Here is a 14,836-nt window from a genome sequence, read left to right as displayed (position 1 = left end):
TCTGTCACTACATAAAAAAAATTGTCATACTACGGCTCCGACCGAAGTATCCATTGTCAAAGTATAGATTTTCTCCATGGCTTTTGGATTCTATGGTCAAGCCATAGAATGACACTATTTCTTTTAAACCCACTCCGTCATTCCCACGCAGGTGTGAATCTATAAACTATTCAAGAGATTCCCGCCTTCGCGGGAATGACATCCCTTAATTATGAATTCTTATAACTCTCAATATACTCTAATACAACTTCGTGATGATCTTTCGTTTTAAACTTATCAAACACATGGTTGATCTTGCCATCTTTGTCGATAAAGAAGCTAATTCTATGGATGCCATCATATACTTTGCCCATAAACTTCTTCTCACCCCAAACACCAAATTGTTCAGCAACTTTGTGATCTTCATCACTTATAAGTTGTATTGTTAGACTATCTCTTTCTTCAAATTTCTTGAGGCGTTTTGGAGCATCTGGACTGATACCAAGAACTACAGTGTCAAGCTTAGCTAGTTTGTCACTAATGCTACTTAGACCGATAGATTGAGTAGTACAACCTGGAGTCATCGCTTTTGGGTAGAAGTAAACTAAGACATTTTTTTTACCTTTAAAGTCGCTTAATGATACTTCTTCGTTATTTTGATTTTCTAATTTAAAGTTTGGAGCTAATTGTCCTTGTTCTAGTGTTTTCATGTACATCTCCTTTATGTATTTATTTCAAACCTCTCAACCAATCCAACCAGCTATCAAAACCAGCACCAGTTTTTACGGATAGCTCAAATATTTTCACATCAGAACGAATTTTTTTGATATTTGCGATACATTCTTGGATATCAAAATCTACATAAGGAGATAGATCAATCTTATTGATAACAACTACATCAGCATAATAAAACATATCAGGATATTTAAGTGGTTTATCAGCTCCTTCAGTCGTTGAGATAACAGCTACACGATGCTTCTCACCAAGATCAAACATTGCTGGACATATTAAGTTACCAACATTCTCAATCATCACAAAACCATCTTTGATTTCACCTAAGTGTTCAAAAGCATGACCAACCATGTGAGCATCTAGATGGCAAGCTTTACCAGTATTTATCTGATAAGCTTTTGCACCAGCTTTACGGATTCTCTCAGCATCTAGATCTGTATGCTGATCACCCTCAACAACTACAATAGGGTGATTACCATCAAGCTCTTTGATAGTTCTCTCAAGTAGAGATGTCTTACCAGAACCAGGACTTGAGACAAAGTTTAGGGCAATATTATTATCCTTAGCTAGTACATCTCTATTTTGCTCGGCATATTGATCATTTGCTTCTAAGATTGCTTTTTCTAACTTTACAGCATCGCCTTCATGACCATGATGATGGTGATGATGATTGCTATCTGTTCCACATCCGCAAGTTGTACACATAATTTACTCCTTAATTAAAAACTATAGATTCTACGAGCATATCTTTACCTTTGAGAATATCTTTCTCAAAACTACCACAGTTTGGGCATTGCTCATATAATCTGGTTAATTCAAATTCATGTTCACAAGCTTTGCATTTTGCTATAGCTTGCTCATGTATTATTTCTAGCCTTGCTTGTTCTAAGACACTATCTTTTGCAGCTACTGGGAACCAAAACTCAAAAGATTTAACATCCACACCAGCTAAATTACCGATTTTGACAACTACTTTAGATACTTTTTTAGAGTTATTCTCAGCTGCTTTCTTAGCGATATTTATGACACTTTGACACAATGAAAACTCGTGCATTAGGACAAATCCAAAACTACGTGACTATACTTATATTATACCAAAATATAAGCTGTAAGTATCTGCTGACCTAAGGAGGATTAATTTTTGTTGAATTATAAATTATACCGTTTTAGTATAGTTTCGATGCCTTGAGCTAAACTTTTGCAGTAGCTCTTCTTTGGATTAAAGAGTTTATAATCATGGCTATAAGAGTGATTATCGCACCAGCTGTTAGTATATATGCCGGAGCTAAATTATTATTTGAGAATTTGATAGTGCTGATTACAATCATAGGTGTCAGACCACCAAAGACTGCAAATCCTAGATTATATGCAAAACCTATGCCAGTATAGCGAACATCTTGCTTAAACAAATCAATCAACATCGCAGGTATATTGCCCCAACAAAGAGCTACCAAAATAGCACTAAGAACTATAGCAATAAAATAGAAATTTTGATGTGATGTGTATGTAGTATAAATGACAAAGCTAAAAGCACAGGTAGCCAATATACTAATTAACAAAATCAAATTTCTACTAACTTTATCAGCAAATAGACCAACAGCTACACAAAGAATAGAAATAATAATCACACCAAGACTATTAATCCATGTGAAGTTATCTAAGTGAAGATTTAGAATAGTACTAAAATATGCCGGTAGTAACAAAAATAGTGTCACAAAACAAAGAGCTCCAAATGACACAATAATTGTTGAATAGATCAAGTTCCAGCGATGAGTTAGAAGCATCTTTGTAATCGGTAGAGAAAACTCTTCATTCACAAAAGGATTAAACTCTTTGATATCAATAAGCTGACGTCTAAGATAGTATGCAACAAGCCCAAACAGACCACCTAATATAAAAGGTATGCGCCAACCATAGGTAAGCATACTCTGACTTGTGAAGAACTCCAATAGCAAACTTTCAACTATAAATCCTATAGCAACACCAAGTATCAAGAATCCAAAAATCACCGCAGTCATAAAACCACGCTTCTCAGGAACAGCTTCGCCAACATAAGTGATAGCACCGGGTATCTCGCCACCAACTGATATTCCTTGAGCTATTCTGCAAAGTACTAATAATATAGGTGCCATAATCCCAATACTACTGTAAGTAGGCAGTATACCAATCAAAAATGTTGATAATGCCATAATCAAAATAGAGATTGTAAAAGTTTTTTTCCTGCCATATTTATCACCAAAATGACCAAAGATAATACCACCAAAAGGTCTAGCGAGATAGCCAACAGCATAAGCACTGAATGCGATTAATAAAGATGTAATTGCTGATTGAATAGGAAAGAAAAGCTTAGAAATATAACTAGCAAGTAGAGCGTAGATAATAAAATCATAAAACTCAAGCATACCGCCTAAACTTGATAGTAATAGTGCTTTACGTTGATTTTTTTGTAACATATTGTTTTCGGTGTTAAGAAATAATTATTTAGTTGCTTAGTATATAACGTTTCTAATCTTATTTCATTTAGGTTGATAGTAACTTCTTTATAAAAATAGATATTTCTAAAATGCTCTATATAACTAAATCGAAGACTTGAAGAAAAGTAGGTAGAAAAATAGTTAAGATATATTTCTGTTTAAGAGTTAACTTTTAAAAGTTCAACTTGGAAAGAAAGTAGCTGATTTGGTCCAATAGCAGCATTACCACTAGTGCCATAAGCTGTGTCTGGAGCACAGTATACTATAGCTTTTTCGCCAACTTTCATTTGAGGAATAGCATCTTGCCAACACTTAACTACGCCTGATAGCGGGAAAGTAGCAGGTGTGCCTCTATCGTATGAGCTATCGAACTGGTCACCAATTAGATTACCTTCTTGGATAGTTTTTATAGCAGCTTCTTTATCATCTGCATAAGCTTGAGTAGGAGTAGTTCCTCTGTAGTTAACAGTTACTGAATCACTTTTAGTAGGTTGAGCACCATCTCCTTGTTTTAGAACTTGGATATATACACCCTTGCTACCATCGACCTCTTTGATACCGTCAACTTTAGCTATAGCTTGTTGGAAGTCATTAGCTAATTTAAGGTTGTTTGTAGCTGCCTCAATTTGAGCTTTTTGCATCTTTTCCATCATTTCTTTTTGGAATGCTTGCATGATTTGCTGAGCCTTAGCTTCAGGTATTTCAGACTTTTGACCAGCAAGCGCACTTTGCAGACCTTTGTCGAAGTTTGCTTGATCGATAGTTATTTTTCCTTTGCTTAGTTGCTCACCTACGCCTCTACCTATCAGGTAGCTGACTTTGCTCATATCTACGCCATTTGACTCAGCTTTTGCACTACTTGCAGTAGTAGTTGGTGCATCAGCAGCAAATACAGCTGTTGATAAAAGTATCGATGAGATAGCAATTGTTAGTTTTTTCATTTTTATTCCTTTGATTTGTATTATCAGTTAAGATTTTAAAGTATTGTTAAACAAATTTGAATATGATTGGTATTGTTAGTTACTATTTCATTCTAGCTAAGATATTATCTTTTACTATTAATTGATGGTGTAGAGCGGCGGCTATATGTAGTACTACTAGCACTAATAAAACTGATGCAAAGATATAATGATAACTAAAAATTTTGCTACCTAATTCAAAGTTTGGAGTTATGATCTCTGGAAATGGTATTACAAAGAATATCTTCCATGGATAACCCATTAGCATCGAGCCAACTACTCCCGAAAAAGCCATACCAAATGTTGAAATATATAAACCAAGATGCACTATTTTAGCTATGATTAATTGTAGTAATGGTAGTGGTGGATTATACGGTGGTTTGATACTAAAAAACCTAGCAACAACCAAAAGAGGTATCACAAAGAAAATTACTAAACCAAAAGATTTATGCAAGGTCATAATCCATCTTGAATCAAATAGATCATAAGCATAACCGAAGCCCAAAATAAGCTGAGCTATTATCAAAAAAGCCAATAAGCTATGTAGAACTCTAACAGGTAGACTGTATTTCATAATCATAGATAAGTTAATAGAGTGTTTTTTGATTGTATAGTATTTACAAACTTTTGAGAAATATTTTAATCTGGAGTATGCCAAATCTTTCTAAATTCTTTGATGATTTGATCATGACGTAATAGAAAATCTTCAGTATCATATTTTTCATCGTATTTCTGGGTTTTAACAACTCTTTTGTCTTCATTGAGGATGATTTTATTGGTGATACTAAATACTATATCTGCGATAGGTTTGATGATTTTACCAGTCAAAAATTTACGATAATTTACTAAATATAGTTTTGTTTGATGCTCATTAATAGGTACAAAATAAACACAAATTTTAAGTTTATCAGCATTATTAAGTAACCAAAAGTTAGGAAAGATGTACTTTAGCATTAAGCGTTGGTTTTTTAGTGCTTCTATATATTCATTGCTTATATTTAGTTTTATATCTTGGGGGATTTTGTATCCTCTGCCGATAGATCTCTTATGTACAGTAGCTAAGTGAGTATAATCAAGTTGGTTCTCGATACAGTGGCGTATATTGTTATCCCATGTGTCAGTCAAAAGAGAGTACTTACCAGCAAAATCACTATATAGGTTTTGTGCAAATTCAAAAGCGTAGCTATTATCTAGTTCTTCATCAAAAACATTTATCCAAATCATGTCAGCGACAATTTTTGTTGGATAGCTTTTAACTTGTAGTTTTGGGATAGCGCCTTGAGTTTCTGGTGTGTATATACAGTTGCCTTGTGTGTCAAACCTAAAGCCATGAAAGGGACAAGCTATAGCTCCGTCACATACTTTGCCTAAACTCAATTCTACACCACGATGAGGACAGCGATTTTCCATAGCTATTATTTTCTCAGCATCTTTCCATAAAACAAGATTTTTACCGAGTCTTTCTAGTTTGATAGGTTTGGATTTGATTTCTTTGATATGAGCTATAGCATACCAAGCTTTGGGAATGTTATTTATCATTGAGCACAAAAATTAGTTTTTGCATGAGTAGAATTATACCTCAAGCTATTAGATAATTAATACTATTGAAATCTTTTAGATACTATAAATATGAGTGCAAACCAAAATAATCAAGAGATAGTCGGAGGGTTAATTCTCTTTGCTGCAGCTTTTGTTGCAATACTTATAAATAACTCACCATTATCTATCTACTATGGAATGCTTGAGACAATCAATGTCAAATTAGGAATTGAAAACCTCGTTATCGACAAAAACTTGATGCATTGGATTAATGATGGTTTGATGGCCATATATTTTTTATATATTGGTTTAGAAATCAAAAGAGAGATAATCTCAGGGGCATTATCAAAGCCTTCTAATATTATAATACCGGCTATAGCAGCTCTTGCAGGACTGGCAGTTCCAAGCTTGATATATTTATCGATCAACTATGATGCTAATATCACAGGTTGGGCAATACCTTCTGCAACAGATATAGCATTTACTTTAGGTATATTAGCTTTACTTGGTTCAAGAATCCCAGCAAAGCTAAAGCTATTGGTTGTTACAATCGCTATTTTTGATGATATAGCTGCAATAGTAATTATTGCGATATTTTATACCAAGTCACTATCGTTACTTTCACTATCTTTAGGAACGCTTTTTATATTGGCAATGATTATTTGTAATAGAGTGTTTAAAGTTAATAGAAGCTCTGTATATGTAGTTCTCGGTTTCTTTGCTTGGTTTTGTACTATTAAGTCTGGAGTACATGCAACTTTGGCAGGTTTTACAACAGCTCTGTGTATTCCATTTAGAGAGAATGACAAAGATTCTCCAGCTAATTTTATGGAAGAGTCTCTTCATCCTTGGGTTATCTATTTTATATTGCCTGTATTTGCATTTGCTAATGCAGGTATCAATTTCTCAGGGATGAGTATTTCTATAATATTTGAGCCAATTACATTAGGTATTATATTGGGATTATTTGTTGGTAAACAGTTGGGTATTTTCTCAATATTAGCGATTTCAAAGAAGCTAAAATTATTTAAGTTAGGAGAGTCTTTTTCGAGTTCTCAGATATATGGTATAAGTCTTTTATGCGGTATAGGTTTTACCATGAGTTTATTTATAGGTACACTTGCTTTTGATGATAATTATACTCTTAGTGCAATCAAAGTAGGTGTGATAGTAGGTTCTTTACTCTCAGGAATTTGTGGTTATATAGTTCTAAGGTTTATAGCTAGAAACCCTCACTGATCTAACTGTATAAGTATTTTTAATATATAATGAAATTATGATGATTCAGCTCTAGTTGATTAAATGTTTGAAAGAGACTCAAAAAAAAATCAATCTACAAAATTCTGCTTAATGAGTTGGAACTCATACAAAATTGACTATAAAGATACAGAAACATTCAAAGCCTATATCAGGCACACATACTTTAATCACAATATTGATATCTTTTGTCTACAAGAGGCGGTACATCAACATGATACTAAATTTCCTATCGACAAATTTGATATAAACTTTGCATCTAATATTGTGTTGCGTTCACATAACTATGGGGTAGCTACAGTTAGTCATTTCCCAGTGATAAAAAATGTCAAAATACTTACAACTCATCGAGAGTCTGTAATAAATACTCACAAAGCCTCTTTGATTACACATTTAAATATAGATGGCACAAAAGTTGTTGTTGTGAATATTCATGCAATCAATTTCAAAAGTAATAAAGTTTATGAATATGAATTTGAGAAAATAAAAGAATATATCTCTCCAGAGAAGTATAAGCATCCTATTATAATCGCAGGGGATTTTAATACTTGGAATAGAAGACGAGTAAAGTTAATCAAAGATTTCTGTAGAGAATTTAGTTTTAAAGTGGCTTTTATAGATGAGCCTCAATTAGTCAAATCTTTTCAGAGCAATCATTTAGATTTTGTATTATATAGAGGTCTAAATCTTGAAAAAGCATCTGTTTTAGATTGCAAAAAAATATCAGATCATAATCCGATTATTGCAGAGTTTTGTATCAAATAAATATTTGATTAACCACCATAAGACTTAGTTTTATCGTTGATGATGTCATAGCAAAGATCAGTCAACTCAGCGACAGAGTAATCTTTTGGATCAATAGGTTTTCCAAAAGACATTCTAGCGATACCAGGTTTCACAAAGTCACCTTTTTTACGTCCAAAATATACTCCAAAGTTATGAGCAACAGGTATTATTGGAACATTTGATACTTTGGCTAATTTCATTGCAGAACGATGAAACTTAGGATACTCGCCAACAGGAACCCTTGTACCTTCTGGGAAGATTATAATACTTAAGTTTTTGTTTTCTATTCTATCTTTGCCATCTTCAAGTACTTTTTTGATTGCAGAAAGACCTTTTGATCTATCTACACCAATAGCTTCAGCAAATATGTTTGTCTTACCAAATATTGGTTTTTCTAGTAATTCTTGTTTCATTACAAAACAGCAATCATGTACAAGACCATAAAATACAAAAGTCTCCAACATTGATTGGTGCTTAGAAACATAAATACAAGGATAGTCTGGGATATTTTCTTTGCCCTCAACTTTTACATATATTTGCAATATAACCAAAGTTCCTAGACGATACAAACAAGACCATATCCAACAGACAAATAATCTAACTTTTAATGATGCTCCTAATACCCCAACAGTATTCATTAGCAAACAAGAAAATAGTAGAACTATATATCCGTAAACCTTGAAAACCTGCATTCTTGCTAGTAATAGTAGATGAAGAATTTTTTTCATCTGATTGACCTCTTATTTAACCTTTAAACTCTTTTGTTTTTTCCGTTATTACCTTATGACAGTAAGTAGTTAGAGTCTTCGAGTCAAAATCTCTAGGATCTATGCGTTTACCAAAATCCATTCTAGCAATACCAGGCTTAATTACTTGTCCCCATTTTTTAGGGAAAAATCTCCCAAAATTATGAGCAACAGGAATAATATAAGTATTTGCATCAGCTGCTAGTTTCATTGCAGAACGTTGAAACTCTGGATATTCGCCAATATTAACTCGCGTACCTTCTGGAAAAATTACAACATTGATTCCATCTGCTAGACTTTGTTTACCATCTGTAACAACTTTTTTTAATGACTCTCTTGGCTTATCTCTATCTATAGCGATACTGCCCAGGTTTTTCATCGCCGTACCAAAGATTGGAGCATCAAAAAGCTCTTTTTTCATAATAAAATGACATTTACCAATTAAACCATAAAACATAAATGTCTCTAGCATTGATTGGTGTTTAGATACATATATACAAGGATAATCTTTATCGATGTTTATACGACCACTCACACGAATATACACTTGTAAGAAAACAAGCATTCCTATCCAATACAGATAAGTCCAAACTTTACAAACAGCCATTCTCCAAGCAATAGGAAGATTAAAAAAAGCGAATATATTTATAAGGACACTACAACCACCAATAACAGCAAATGAGTAGAGTTGGAAAGCAGTCATCCTAGCCCACATTAGAATATTCCAAATCTTTTTAAAAAAAGATTTCATTTAAAGACTCTCCATAAATTTTTAGTAGTTTTATTTAACTATCAGTTTGTACAAAAGCTCAAAATTATTAGTGTCATTATACACTTTTTACAAATAGCTGCCGACAAAAAAATAAGCTTATGAAGAAAATAAGATAAGATTCTTAGATAAAAATGAAAGATTATTTTTCTAAATATTTTAACTTATCTGGAACAGATGCCCAGTTATCAGCATCTTCACAAGGATCACATTTTTCGACGATATTTGGCCAAATACTAGCTAACTCTCTGTTAAGATCAAGCATTTGCTCTTGGCTCTCTGTAAGATCATCACTAGATTTGATAGCATCGACAGGACACTCAGGCTCACAAAGAGCACAGTCGATACATTCGTCTGGGTTTATTACTAACATGTTAGGACCTTCATAGAAACAGTCAACAGGACATACTTCTACACAGTCACCATATTTACATTTGATACAATTTTCAGTAACTACAAATGGCATTTTACTAAATCCTTTCGTTATTTTACTTTTTTAGAAGAAACCCACAAATTATAGCATAGATATGAAAAAGGTAAATATTAATCTATTTTGTTGATTATGTGTGACAAAGCCTAAATTTTTCATACATCTATAACATAAAATAAAAGAGCTAAAATTAGAAATATCTATTAACAAGTGGTACTATTAGCATAAGATTTATAATAATGTTTTGGTTAAAAATGAAAGCTGAACTTGACCCAAGAAAATTAATCGCTGCGACAACAATATCTGTAGCGGTTTTGTTTTTTGTAACATATCTTGTATCTATTGCAGATGGTAATAATACTTTATGTAATCCATTTATTTCTGGTTGTTCTGATATTACGCATGCTGGATTTACATCGTATGAGAAGTATATGCTCAAAGCTATACTAATACCGACTGCTACGCTTATGGCAGTGATTTTCTTTTTTATCACACAGCTACTTGTTCAAATAAGTGATAATAAAAAATCAATAATTAAGCAAGGTAAAGTTATGCTTTTCTTAGCATCTGTTGGTTGTATTGGCTTAATAATTGGGACTTCAGTAATTGATGGTCAGCAGACTCTTATGAAAGTTCATCTAAAGGGTGTTGCTGTGTTCTTTGTGCTAATGAGTATTTGTCAGGTTTGGTATACAATTATCGAATATAAGTATTCAGATCGACTAAACAAAGTGCCACTTATTTTGCGTAGATTTGCCATTTTGATAACGGCAGCTTTTTCGATATGGTCAGTATTTATGGATCAGACAACAGTTAATCATAATATTGTTGAATGGTGGGGGGTTTATGCTCTTATTTTCTGGTTCTGGACATTTTCTATTACTAAAATTAAGTAGGCCTTTACTGCACATTTTTTGTCTTTTGGTTCGTGATTCTCTAAACTTATTACTATCGTATCGTTAAATTAATTGGTATCTTTTATGTCTATAGCATCATTGTTTAGTAATCCTAGCCTTAATCAATATATAAATGATAATTCAGTAAAACTAGATAAAACTGCACAGGAGCTCTTTGATAAAGCAGCAAATGATGAGTTAAGTCACATGCTTAGCTCACCTAATCAGTTACAGCTTATTAGTCTCTTTATCAAAATGATTAATGCAAAAAATGTCTTAGAAATCGGTGTTTTTAGAGGTTTTTCAACATTGATTATGGCTCAAGCATTACCCTATGAAGGTAAACTAGAAGCCTGTGATATTAGTTATGAATATATCAAGCCATACAAACACTTTTGGCAAGAAGCAAACGTTGAGCATAAAATTAATCTTAATATTGCACCAGCTTTAGAAACTTTAGAAAGGTTTGAAAAGCAAGCTAAGAAGTTTGACTTTGTATATATAGATGCGGATAAGCCAAACTATATTAACTACTATGAAAAAGCTTTAAAATTGGTAAACTCAGGTGGAATTATCGCAATAGATAATGTGCTTTGGTCAGGTAGAGTTGCAGATGAGTACAATAATGAGCAAAACACCTTGGTTATAAGAGAGTTAAATAAATTAATTCATAATGATAATACAGTGGAAGCTTGTATTATCCCTATAGGAGATGGTATCAACCTGGTTAGGAAGCTTTGATTTTTATGCTAGATAAAAATTTTGCTTACGGCTTTTTTAGAGGCATCCAAAGCTTGTTGTGTTGATTGACCCTTAGCTAAAACTACTCCCATGCGACGCTTACCATGGATTTCTTTTTTGCCAAAAATTCTAATATCTATATTTGAGTCAGATAGAGCAGTATCAATCCCTAATATGCTTGGATCTGTAGATTCTCCTTCAAGTAATATAGCCGCTGATGCTGAGGGTTGAAGAGTTTGTATTTGCGGTATCGGTAACCCTAATATTGCACGCAGATGTAATTCAAATTCATTAATGTTTTGTGATATGAGTGTTACCATGCCTGTATCGTGAGGACGAGGAGAGACTTCATTAAAAAATACTTCATCACCCTTTATAAATAACTCAACGCCAAAAACCCCATATCCCCCTAGCGCATCTGTGATCTCTTTGGCTATCTTTTGAGATTTCGCTAGAGCTATATTCGACATTGCATGAGGTTGCCAAGAGAATCTATAGTCACCATCTTTCTGGATATGTCCGATAGGATCACAAAATGAAGTACCATCTTTATGTCTAACAGTTAGAAGTGTAATCTCATAATCAAAATCTATAAATTGCTCTACAATTACACCTTTAGCATGACCTCGAGAGCCACTTTGGGCATAATCCCAAGCTTTCTGAACTTCGCTACGTTCTTTGACTATAGATTGTCCTTTGCCCGAGGAGCTCATCACAGGTTTAATCACAAATGGTAGTCCAATAACCTCAACAGCATCAAGATATTCTTTTTGACTATTAGCAAAAGCAAATTTAGATGTCGCTAGACCAAGCTCATTAGCTGCTAGAGATCTTATACCTTGGCGATCCATAGTGAGCTTTGTAGCTTTAGCACATGGGACAATATTGAAGTTATGAGCCTCTAACTTTACTAGGCTATCAGTATTTATAGCCTCAATCTCAGGAACTATATAAGTTGGTTTTTTTGCTAATATTAGTTGTTCAAGAGCATCAGCATTTAGCATATCTATAACATAGCTCTCATGAGCTACTTGCATAGCTGGCGCATTCTCGTAACGATCTGCAGCTATAGTGTGTATGCCAAGTCTCTGAGCTGCTATGATAAATTCTTTGCCAAGCTCGCCTGAGCCAAGTAGCATGATTTTAATGTTAGAAAGATTCATATTGATAAATATATTGTGAGAATTATTCTTAAAAGATATTTTATCAGAAAGGAGAAGGTTAAATTAAGGTTTTATGATAGTTTAGTGACTACTTGATATTGTATACTTCTTTCATTGCGTGAGCAAAACTGTAAGAATCTTTGCCTGTAGTCATAATTCCCTTATTGCTTGCACCACCAAACTTATCTTGCTCTGCTTGCCATACAAAAGCACCTATATCTTGATGTTCTTTAGCAAATTTTGTAGCAGAAACTATCGGAGCATTTGGACCATTTGTTTCAGATTCCCATCCAATTACAGGATAGTTATTAACCCATTCACCACTAGCAAGATCATAACCCATTACAAATTTTGTTTTAGTATTGTTGCCTGCAGTAAGCAATCTAGTTACTATATCATAAGCTGTATTAGGATTCATTTTTGAGGAATTATAGTTTTGAACAAATATTGAATCAAAACACTCATGACCACCACACGCATCTGCTTTGAGCATGCTATCAAACCTTTTATTACCACTTGCAGCCCAGTATAGATCTTTACCATCTGTTTGAGGTGCTGCTGTTATGAAAAACCCTCTAGGGAATTTATCAGCTTGTTTATTTGCAGCTTCTCTAATTGCTGTGATTAACTTAGTTATTTTAGGGTATGTTTGAACACCATCAACCAAAACAACATCTGCATCTGATATTCCTGTACTAGCACCCTCTAAATCAAAATCAACACCATTTATATGATTTTCAGCAGCAAAAGATACAATATCTTCAGCTATTTTATTTATAGATTGATCTGATGAAAGATCTGGTGTCCATGTGCTTTCATGAGCGATACCACCAAATGACATAATAACTAAAGGAGCGTCTTTTTTAGTATAGTCATAGTCCCAAGTACATCCACTTGCGCATATTGTAGCATCATCAAACATACCAACACTTGTATTGATGACTTTACCAAAGGCTAATAGAGCAATGTTATAACCATTTTCGCCCATATTATCTATAGAAGTTATTTTATGATTCCAGTCCGCACCCCAAGAAGCTGTGTATCCTCCAATGACTTTTTCAGGCCAAGCACCAGCAATTTCATAGCTAATAGTGTTATCACCTTGAACCTTACCATCAACTATAGTTATGCTATTTGCATTATAGTTAGTGCCATTAATTTCATAGCTTTCAGGTTTTATAGTAAATTCACCTTTTGAAGGAATACTTGTTGTATTTGAGCCACTATCCAAGTTTATAGAATCACCGTACTTATCTCCATTAGAAGATATTCTTTCTGCTGTTACAGTTTTACTAGGAGAAGCATCTTCAGGGAATTTAACATTGAAACTAACATTAGCAGGTTTAACATCTTCTGCTTGGAAGCTTACATTTAGGTTTATCTCTTTAGTTTCTTCACTAACTACTACAGGGTTAGGAGTAATAGTTTTAGCAACATAGTTTTTTGAACCATCAGAGCTTAAAATACTACTAACTGAAACATCATAAGAACCTTTAGCCACTGTTATAGGCGTTGGGTTATTAGGGTTTATAGTATATGTTTGAGAACCAATTTTAATATCAACCTTATCTATAGCTTGAGGTAGACCTGTAGTTTTGATATTCACTTGAGCCTGTACTATAGCTTCACATAGTACCCAAGCTGAGCTATCAGCAGGAGAAGCACTAGTCCAATAATCATTTAGAAGTTGATATATAGAACCATCAAATTTAACAAAAGCACCTTTACTATAACCACCCCAGAAGCCACCTTGACCATTAGGGATAAAATCTTTAACATCTTTTGGAATAGTGTCACACTTGCCAGGTACTGGAGCTGGTTGCTTTGTATATGTTAAATTTATAGAGCTAGAATCTTTTGTCATAGCAAAAAAGTTTGGAGAAATAGACCCATTAGTTGCACTAATAGTGTAATTGATAGTTTGACTATCTGAGTATGGTAATGTTACCTGATTATTTGTGACAGCATAAGACTTACCATTCGCTGAGAATTCAATTTTTGCATTAGCAGGTAAACTATCTCCAGATAGTTTTACAGAGATTGTTTTTTCTGTAGTAGGTTCTGGCGATGGACCAGGATCTTTGCATCCTTCTGTCCAAGCCTGTTGCCAAGCAGTACCTTTGCCTGGCTCATAAGCCCAAGCAGCTGAAGAAGAGCACCATCCCGGTATATCACATACATAGCAAGATTCCGCATTTTTTACTTCTTGACCCTTAGAATAACTAGTACCAGCGTTATACTCTACAGCAGCATAGCTTGTAGCTCCGCATGCTGTTAATAAAGCGCTTATTAATAGCTTTTTATAGTTCATATAATTGCTCCGAATCTAAAATTTTATATAAAAATGAATTGCTGTTATAGTATA

16 protein-coding genes are annotated in these 14,836 nt (G+C 33.7%); 4 read left to right on the top strand and 12 right to left on the bottom strand.

All coding sequences use genetic code 11. From position 1 onward, the window contains the following. Positions 1-209 precede the first annotated feature (209 nt). The 7 genes from bcp to IMS64_RS09040 all read right to left on the bottom strand — a co-directional run bounded on the left by bcp (position 210) and on the right by IMS64_RS09040 (position 5,680). A complete protein-coding gene (bcp, locus tag IMS64_RS09070) occupies positions 210-689 on the bottom strand; it encodes a thioredoxin-dependent thiol peroxidase (protein ID WP_211490487.1) in 480 nt (159 codons plus the stop codon). 19 nt (positions 690-708) lie between these two features. Next, positions 709-1,416, bottom strand: a complete 708-nt coding sequence (gene hypB / locus IMS64_RS09065; RefSeq protein ID WP_211490486.1) for a hydrogenase nickel incorporation protein HypB — start codon at positions 1,414-1,416, stop codon at positions 709-711. A gap of 10 nt (positions 1,417-1,426) precedes the next feature. Continuing rightward, positions 1,427-1,765 (bottom strand): hydrogenase maturation nickel metallochaperone HypA, encoded by a 339-nt coding sequence (gene hypA, locus IMS64_RS09060; protein WP_211490485.1) that lies wholly within the window; start codon positions 1,763-1,765, stop codon positions 1,427-1,429. Between the two features lie 136 nt (positions 1,766-1,901). After that, a complete protein-coding gene (locus IMS64_RS09055) occupies positions 1,902-3,164 on the bottom strand; it encodes an MFS transporter (RefSeq protein ID WP_211490484.1) in 1,263 nt (420 codons plus the stop codon). 179 nt (positions 3,165-3,343) lie between these two features. After that, positions 3,344-4,126, bottom strand: coding sequence for an FKBP-type peptidyl-prolyl cis-trans isomerase (locus IMS64_RS09050; RefSeq protein ID WP_211490483.1), 783 nt, complete (start codon positions 4,124-4,126; stop codon positions 3,344-3,346). Between the two features lie 82 nt (positions 4,127-4,208). After that, positions 4,209-4,724: a cytochrome b gene (locus IMS64_RS09045; protein WP_200160157.1), complete on the bottom strand. Its 516-nt coding sequence runs from the start codon at positions 4,722-4,724 to the stop codon at positions 4,209-4,211. Between the two features lie 59 nt (positions 4,725-4,783). After that, a complete protein-coding gene (locus tag IMS64_RS09040; protein ID WP_088821904.1) occupies positions 4,784-5,680 on the bottom strand; it encodes an aromatic ring-hydroxylating oxygenase subunit alpha in 897 nt (298 codons plus the stop codon). 93 nt (positions 5,681-5,773) lie between these two features. On the opposite strand from IMS64_RS09040, the gene nhaA reads away from it, so the two are divergent. Both nhaA and IMS64_RS09030 read left to right on the top strand, forming a co-directional pair. Further along, entirely contained in the window at positions 5,774-6,922 is a 1,149-nt protein-coding gene (gene nhaA / locus IMS64_RS09035; protein ID WP_004286877.1) for a Na+/H+ antiporter NhaA, read from the top strand. 63 nt (positions 6,923-6,985) lie between these two features. Further along, entirely contained in the window at positions 6,986-7,705 is a 720-nt protein-coding gene (locus IMS64_RS09030) for an endonuclease/exonuclease/phosphatase family protein (RefSeq protein WP_004286878.1), read from the top strand. 8 nt (positions 7,706-7,713) lie between these two features. Here the strand turns inward: IMS64_RS09030 and IMS64_RS09025 are convergent, their stop codons facing one another. The 3 genes from IMS64_RS09025 to fdxA all read right to left on the bottom strand — a co-directional run bounded on the left by IMS64_RS09025 (position 7,714) and on the right by fdxA (position 9,707). Continuing rightward, on the bottom strand, positions 7,714-8,454 hold the full coding sequence (locus IMS64_RS09025; protein WP_004286879.1) for a lysophospholipid acyltransferase family protein: 741 nt from the start codon (positions 8,452-8,454) through the stop codon (positions 7,714-7,716). A 16-nt stretch (positions 8,455-8,470) separates the two neighbouring features. Continuing rightward, positions 8,471-9,223 carry a lysophospholipid acyltransferase family protein gene (locus tag IMS64_RS09020; protein ID WP_088821766.1) on the bottom strand — a complete coding sequence of 251 codons (753 nt, stop codon included), beginning with the start codon at positions 9,221-9,223 and terminating at the stop codon, positions 8,471-8,473. A gap of 160 nt (positions 9,224-9,383) precedes the next feature. After that, positions 9,384-9,707 (bottom strand): ferredoxin FdxA, encoded by a 324-nt coding sequence (gene fdxA, locus IMS64_RS09015; protein ID WP_004286881.1) that lies wholly within the window; start codon positions 9,705-9,707, stop codon positions 9,384-9,386. Positions 9,708-9,925: 218 nt separating this feature from the next. Here fdxA and IMS64_RS09010 point away from each other — a divergent pair, with 218 nt between their 5' ends. Next, positions 9,926-10,567, top strand: coding sequence for a Frag1/DRAM/Sfk1 family protein (locus IMS64_RS09010; protein ID WP_042519136.1), 642 nt, complete (start codon positions 9,926-9,928; stop codon positions 10,565-10,567). Positions 10,568-10,651: 84 nt separating this feature from the next. Then, a complete protein-coding gene (locus IMS64_RS09005; RefSeq protein ID WP_035737215.1) occupies positions 10,652-11,308 on the top strand; it encodes an O-methyltransferase in 657 nt (218 codons plus the stop codon). An 8-nt stretch (positions 11,309-11,316) separates the two neighbouring features. On the opposite strand, the gene purT is transcribed toward IMS64_RS09005, so the two are convergent. Together purT and IMS64_RS08995 are read right to left on the bottom strand one after the other, a co-directional pair. After that, positions 11,317-12,471, bottom strand: a complete 1,155-nt coding sequence (purT, locus tag IMS64_RS09000) for a formate-dependent phosphoribosylglycinamide formyltransferase (RefSeq protein ID WP_211490482.1) — start codon at positions 12,469-12,471, stop codon at positions 11,317-11,319. An 88-nt stretch (positions 12,472-12,559) separates the two neighbouring features. After that, a complete protein-coding gene (locus IMS64_RS08995) occupies positions 12,560-14,782 on the bottom strand; it encodes a glycosyl hydrolase family 18 protein (protein ID WP_211490481.1) in 2,223 nt (740 codons plus the stop codon). Positions 14,783-14,836 lie beyond the last annotated feature (54 nt).

It is taken from the genome of Francisella philomiragia, from assembly GCF_018135955.1.
GTDB lineage: Bacteria > Pseudomonadota > Gammaproteobacteria > Francisellales > Francisellaceae > Francisella > Francisella philomiragia.
Note: the sequence above shows the minus strand (reverse complement) of the source record. Positions and strands in the feature narration are given on the sequence as shown.

What these genes read in the sequence shown, in the direction of transcription:
- IMS64_RS09030 (WP_004286878.1), top strand. Translation starts at nt 6,986, where the DNA reads ATGTTTGAAAGAGACTCAAAAAAAAATCAATCTACAAAATTCTGCTTA.
- hypB (WP_211490486.1), bottom strand. Translation starts at nt 1,416, where the DNA reads ATGTGTACAACTTGCGGATGTGGAACAGATAGCAATCATCATCACCAT.
- IMS64_RS09020 (WP_088821766.1), bottom strand. Translation starts at nt 9,223, where the DNA reads ATGAAATCTTTTTTTAAAAAGATTTGGAATATTCTAATGTGGGCTAGG.
- IMS64_RS08995 (WP_211490481.1), bottom strand. Translation starts at nt 14,782, where the DNA reads ATGAACTATAAAAAGCTATTAATAAGCGCTTTATTAACAGCATGCGGA.
- nhaA (WP_004286877.1), top strand. Translation starts at nt 5,774, where the DNA reads ATGAGTGCAAACCAAAATAATCAAGAGATAGTCGGAGGGTTAATTCTC.
- fdxA (WP_004286881.1), bottom strand. Translation starts at nt 9,707, where the DNA reads ATGCCATTTGTAGTTACTGAAAATTGTATCAAATGTAAATATGGTGAC.
- purT (WP_211490482.1), bottom strand. Translation starts at nt 12,471, where the DNA reads ATGAATCTTTCTAACATTAAAATCATGCTACTTGGCTCAGGCGAGCTT.
- IMS64_RS09025 (WP_004286879.1), bottom strand. Translation starts at nt 8,454, where the DNA reads ATGAAAAAAATTCTTCATCTACTATTACTAGCAAGAATGCAGGTTTTC.
- IMS64_RS09045 (WP_200160157.1), bottom strand. Translation starts at nt 4,724, where the DNA reads ATGATTATGAAATACAGTCTACCTGTTAGAGTTCTACATAGCTTATTG.
- IMS64_RS09005 (WP_035737215.1), top strand. Translation starts at nt 10,652, where the DNA reads ATGTCTATAGCATCATTGTTTAGTAATCCTAGCCTTAATCAATATATA.
- IMS64_RS09055 (WP_211490484.1), bottom strand. Translation starts at nt 3,164, where the DNA reads ATGTTACAAAAAAATCAACGTAAAGCACTATTACTATCAAGTTTAGGC.
- IMS64_RS09010 (WP_042519136.1), top strand. Translation starts at nt 9,926, where the DNA reads ATGAAAGCTGAACTTGACCCAAGAAAATTAATCGCTGCGACAACAATA.
- hypA (WP_211490485.1), bottom strand. Translation starts at nt 1,765, where the DNA reads ATGCACGAGTTTTCATTGTGTCAAAGTGTCATAAATATCGCTAAGAAA.
- IMS64_RS09050 (WP_211490483.1), bottom strand. Translation starts at nt 4,126, where the DNA reads ATGAAAAAACTAACAATTGCTATCTCATCGATACTTTTATCAACAGCT.
- bcp (WP_211490487.1), bottom strand. Translation starts at nt 689, where the DNA reads ATGAAAACACTAGAACAAGGACAATTAGCTCCAAACTTTAAATTAGAA.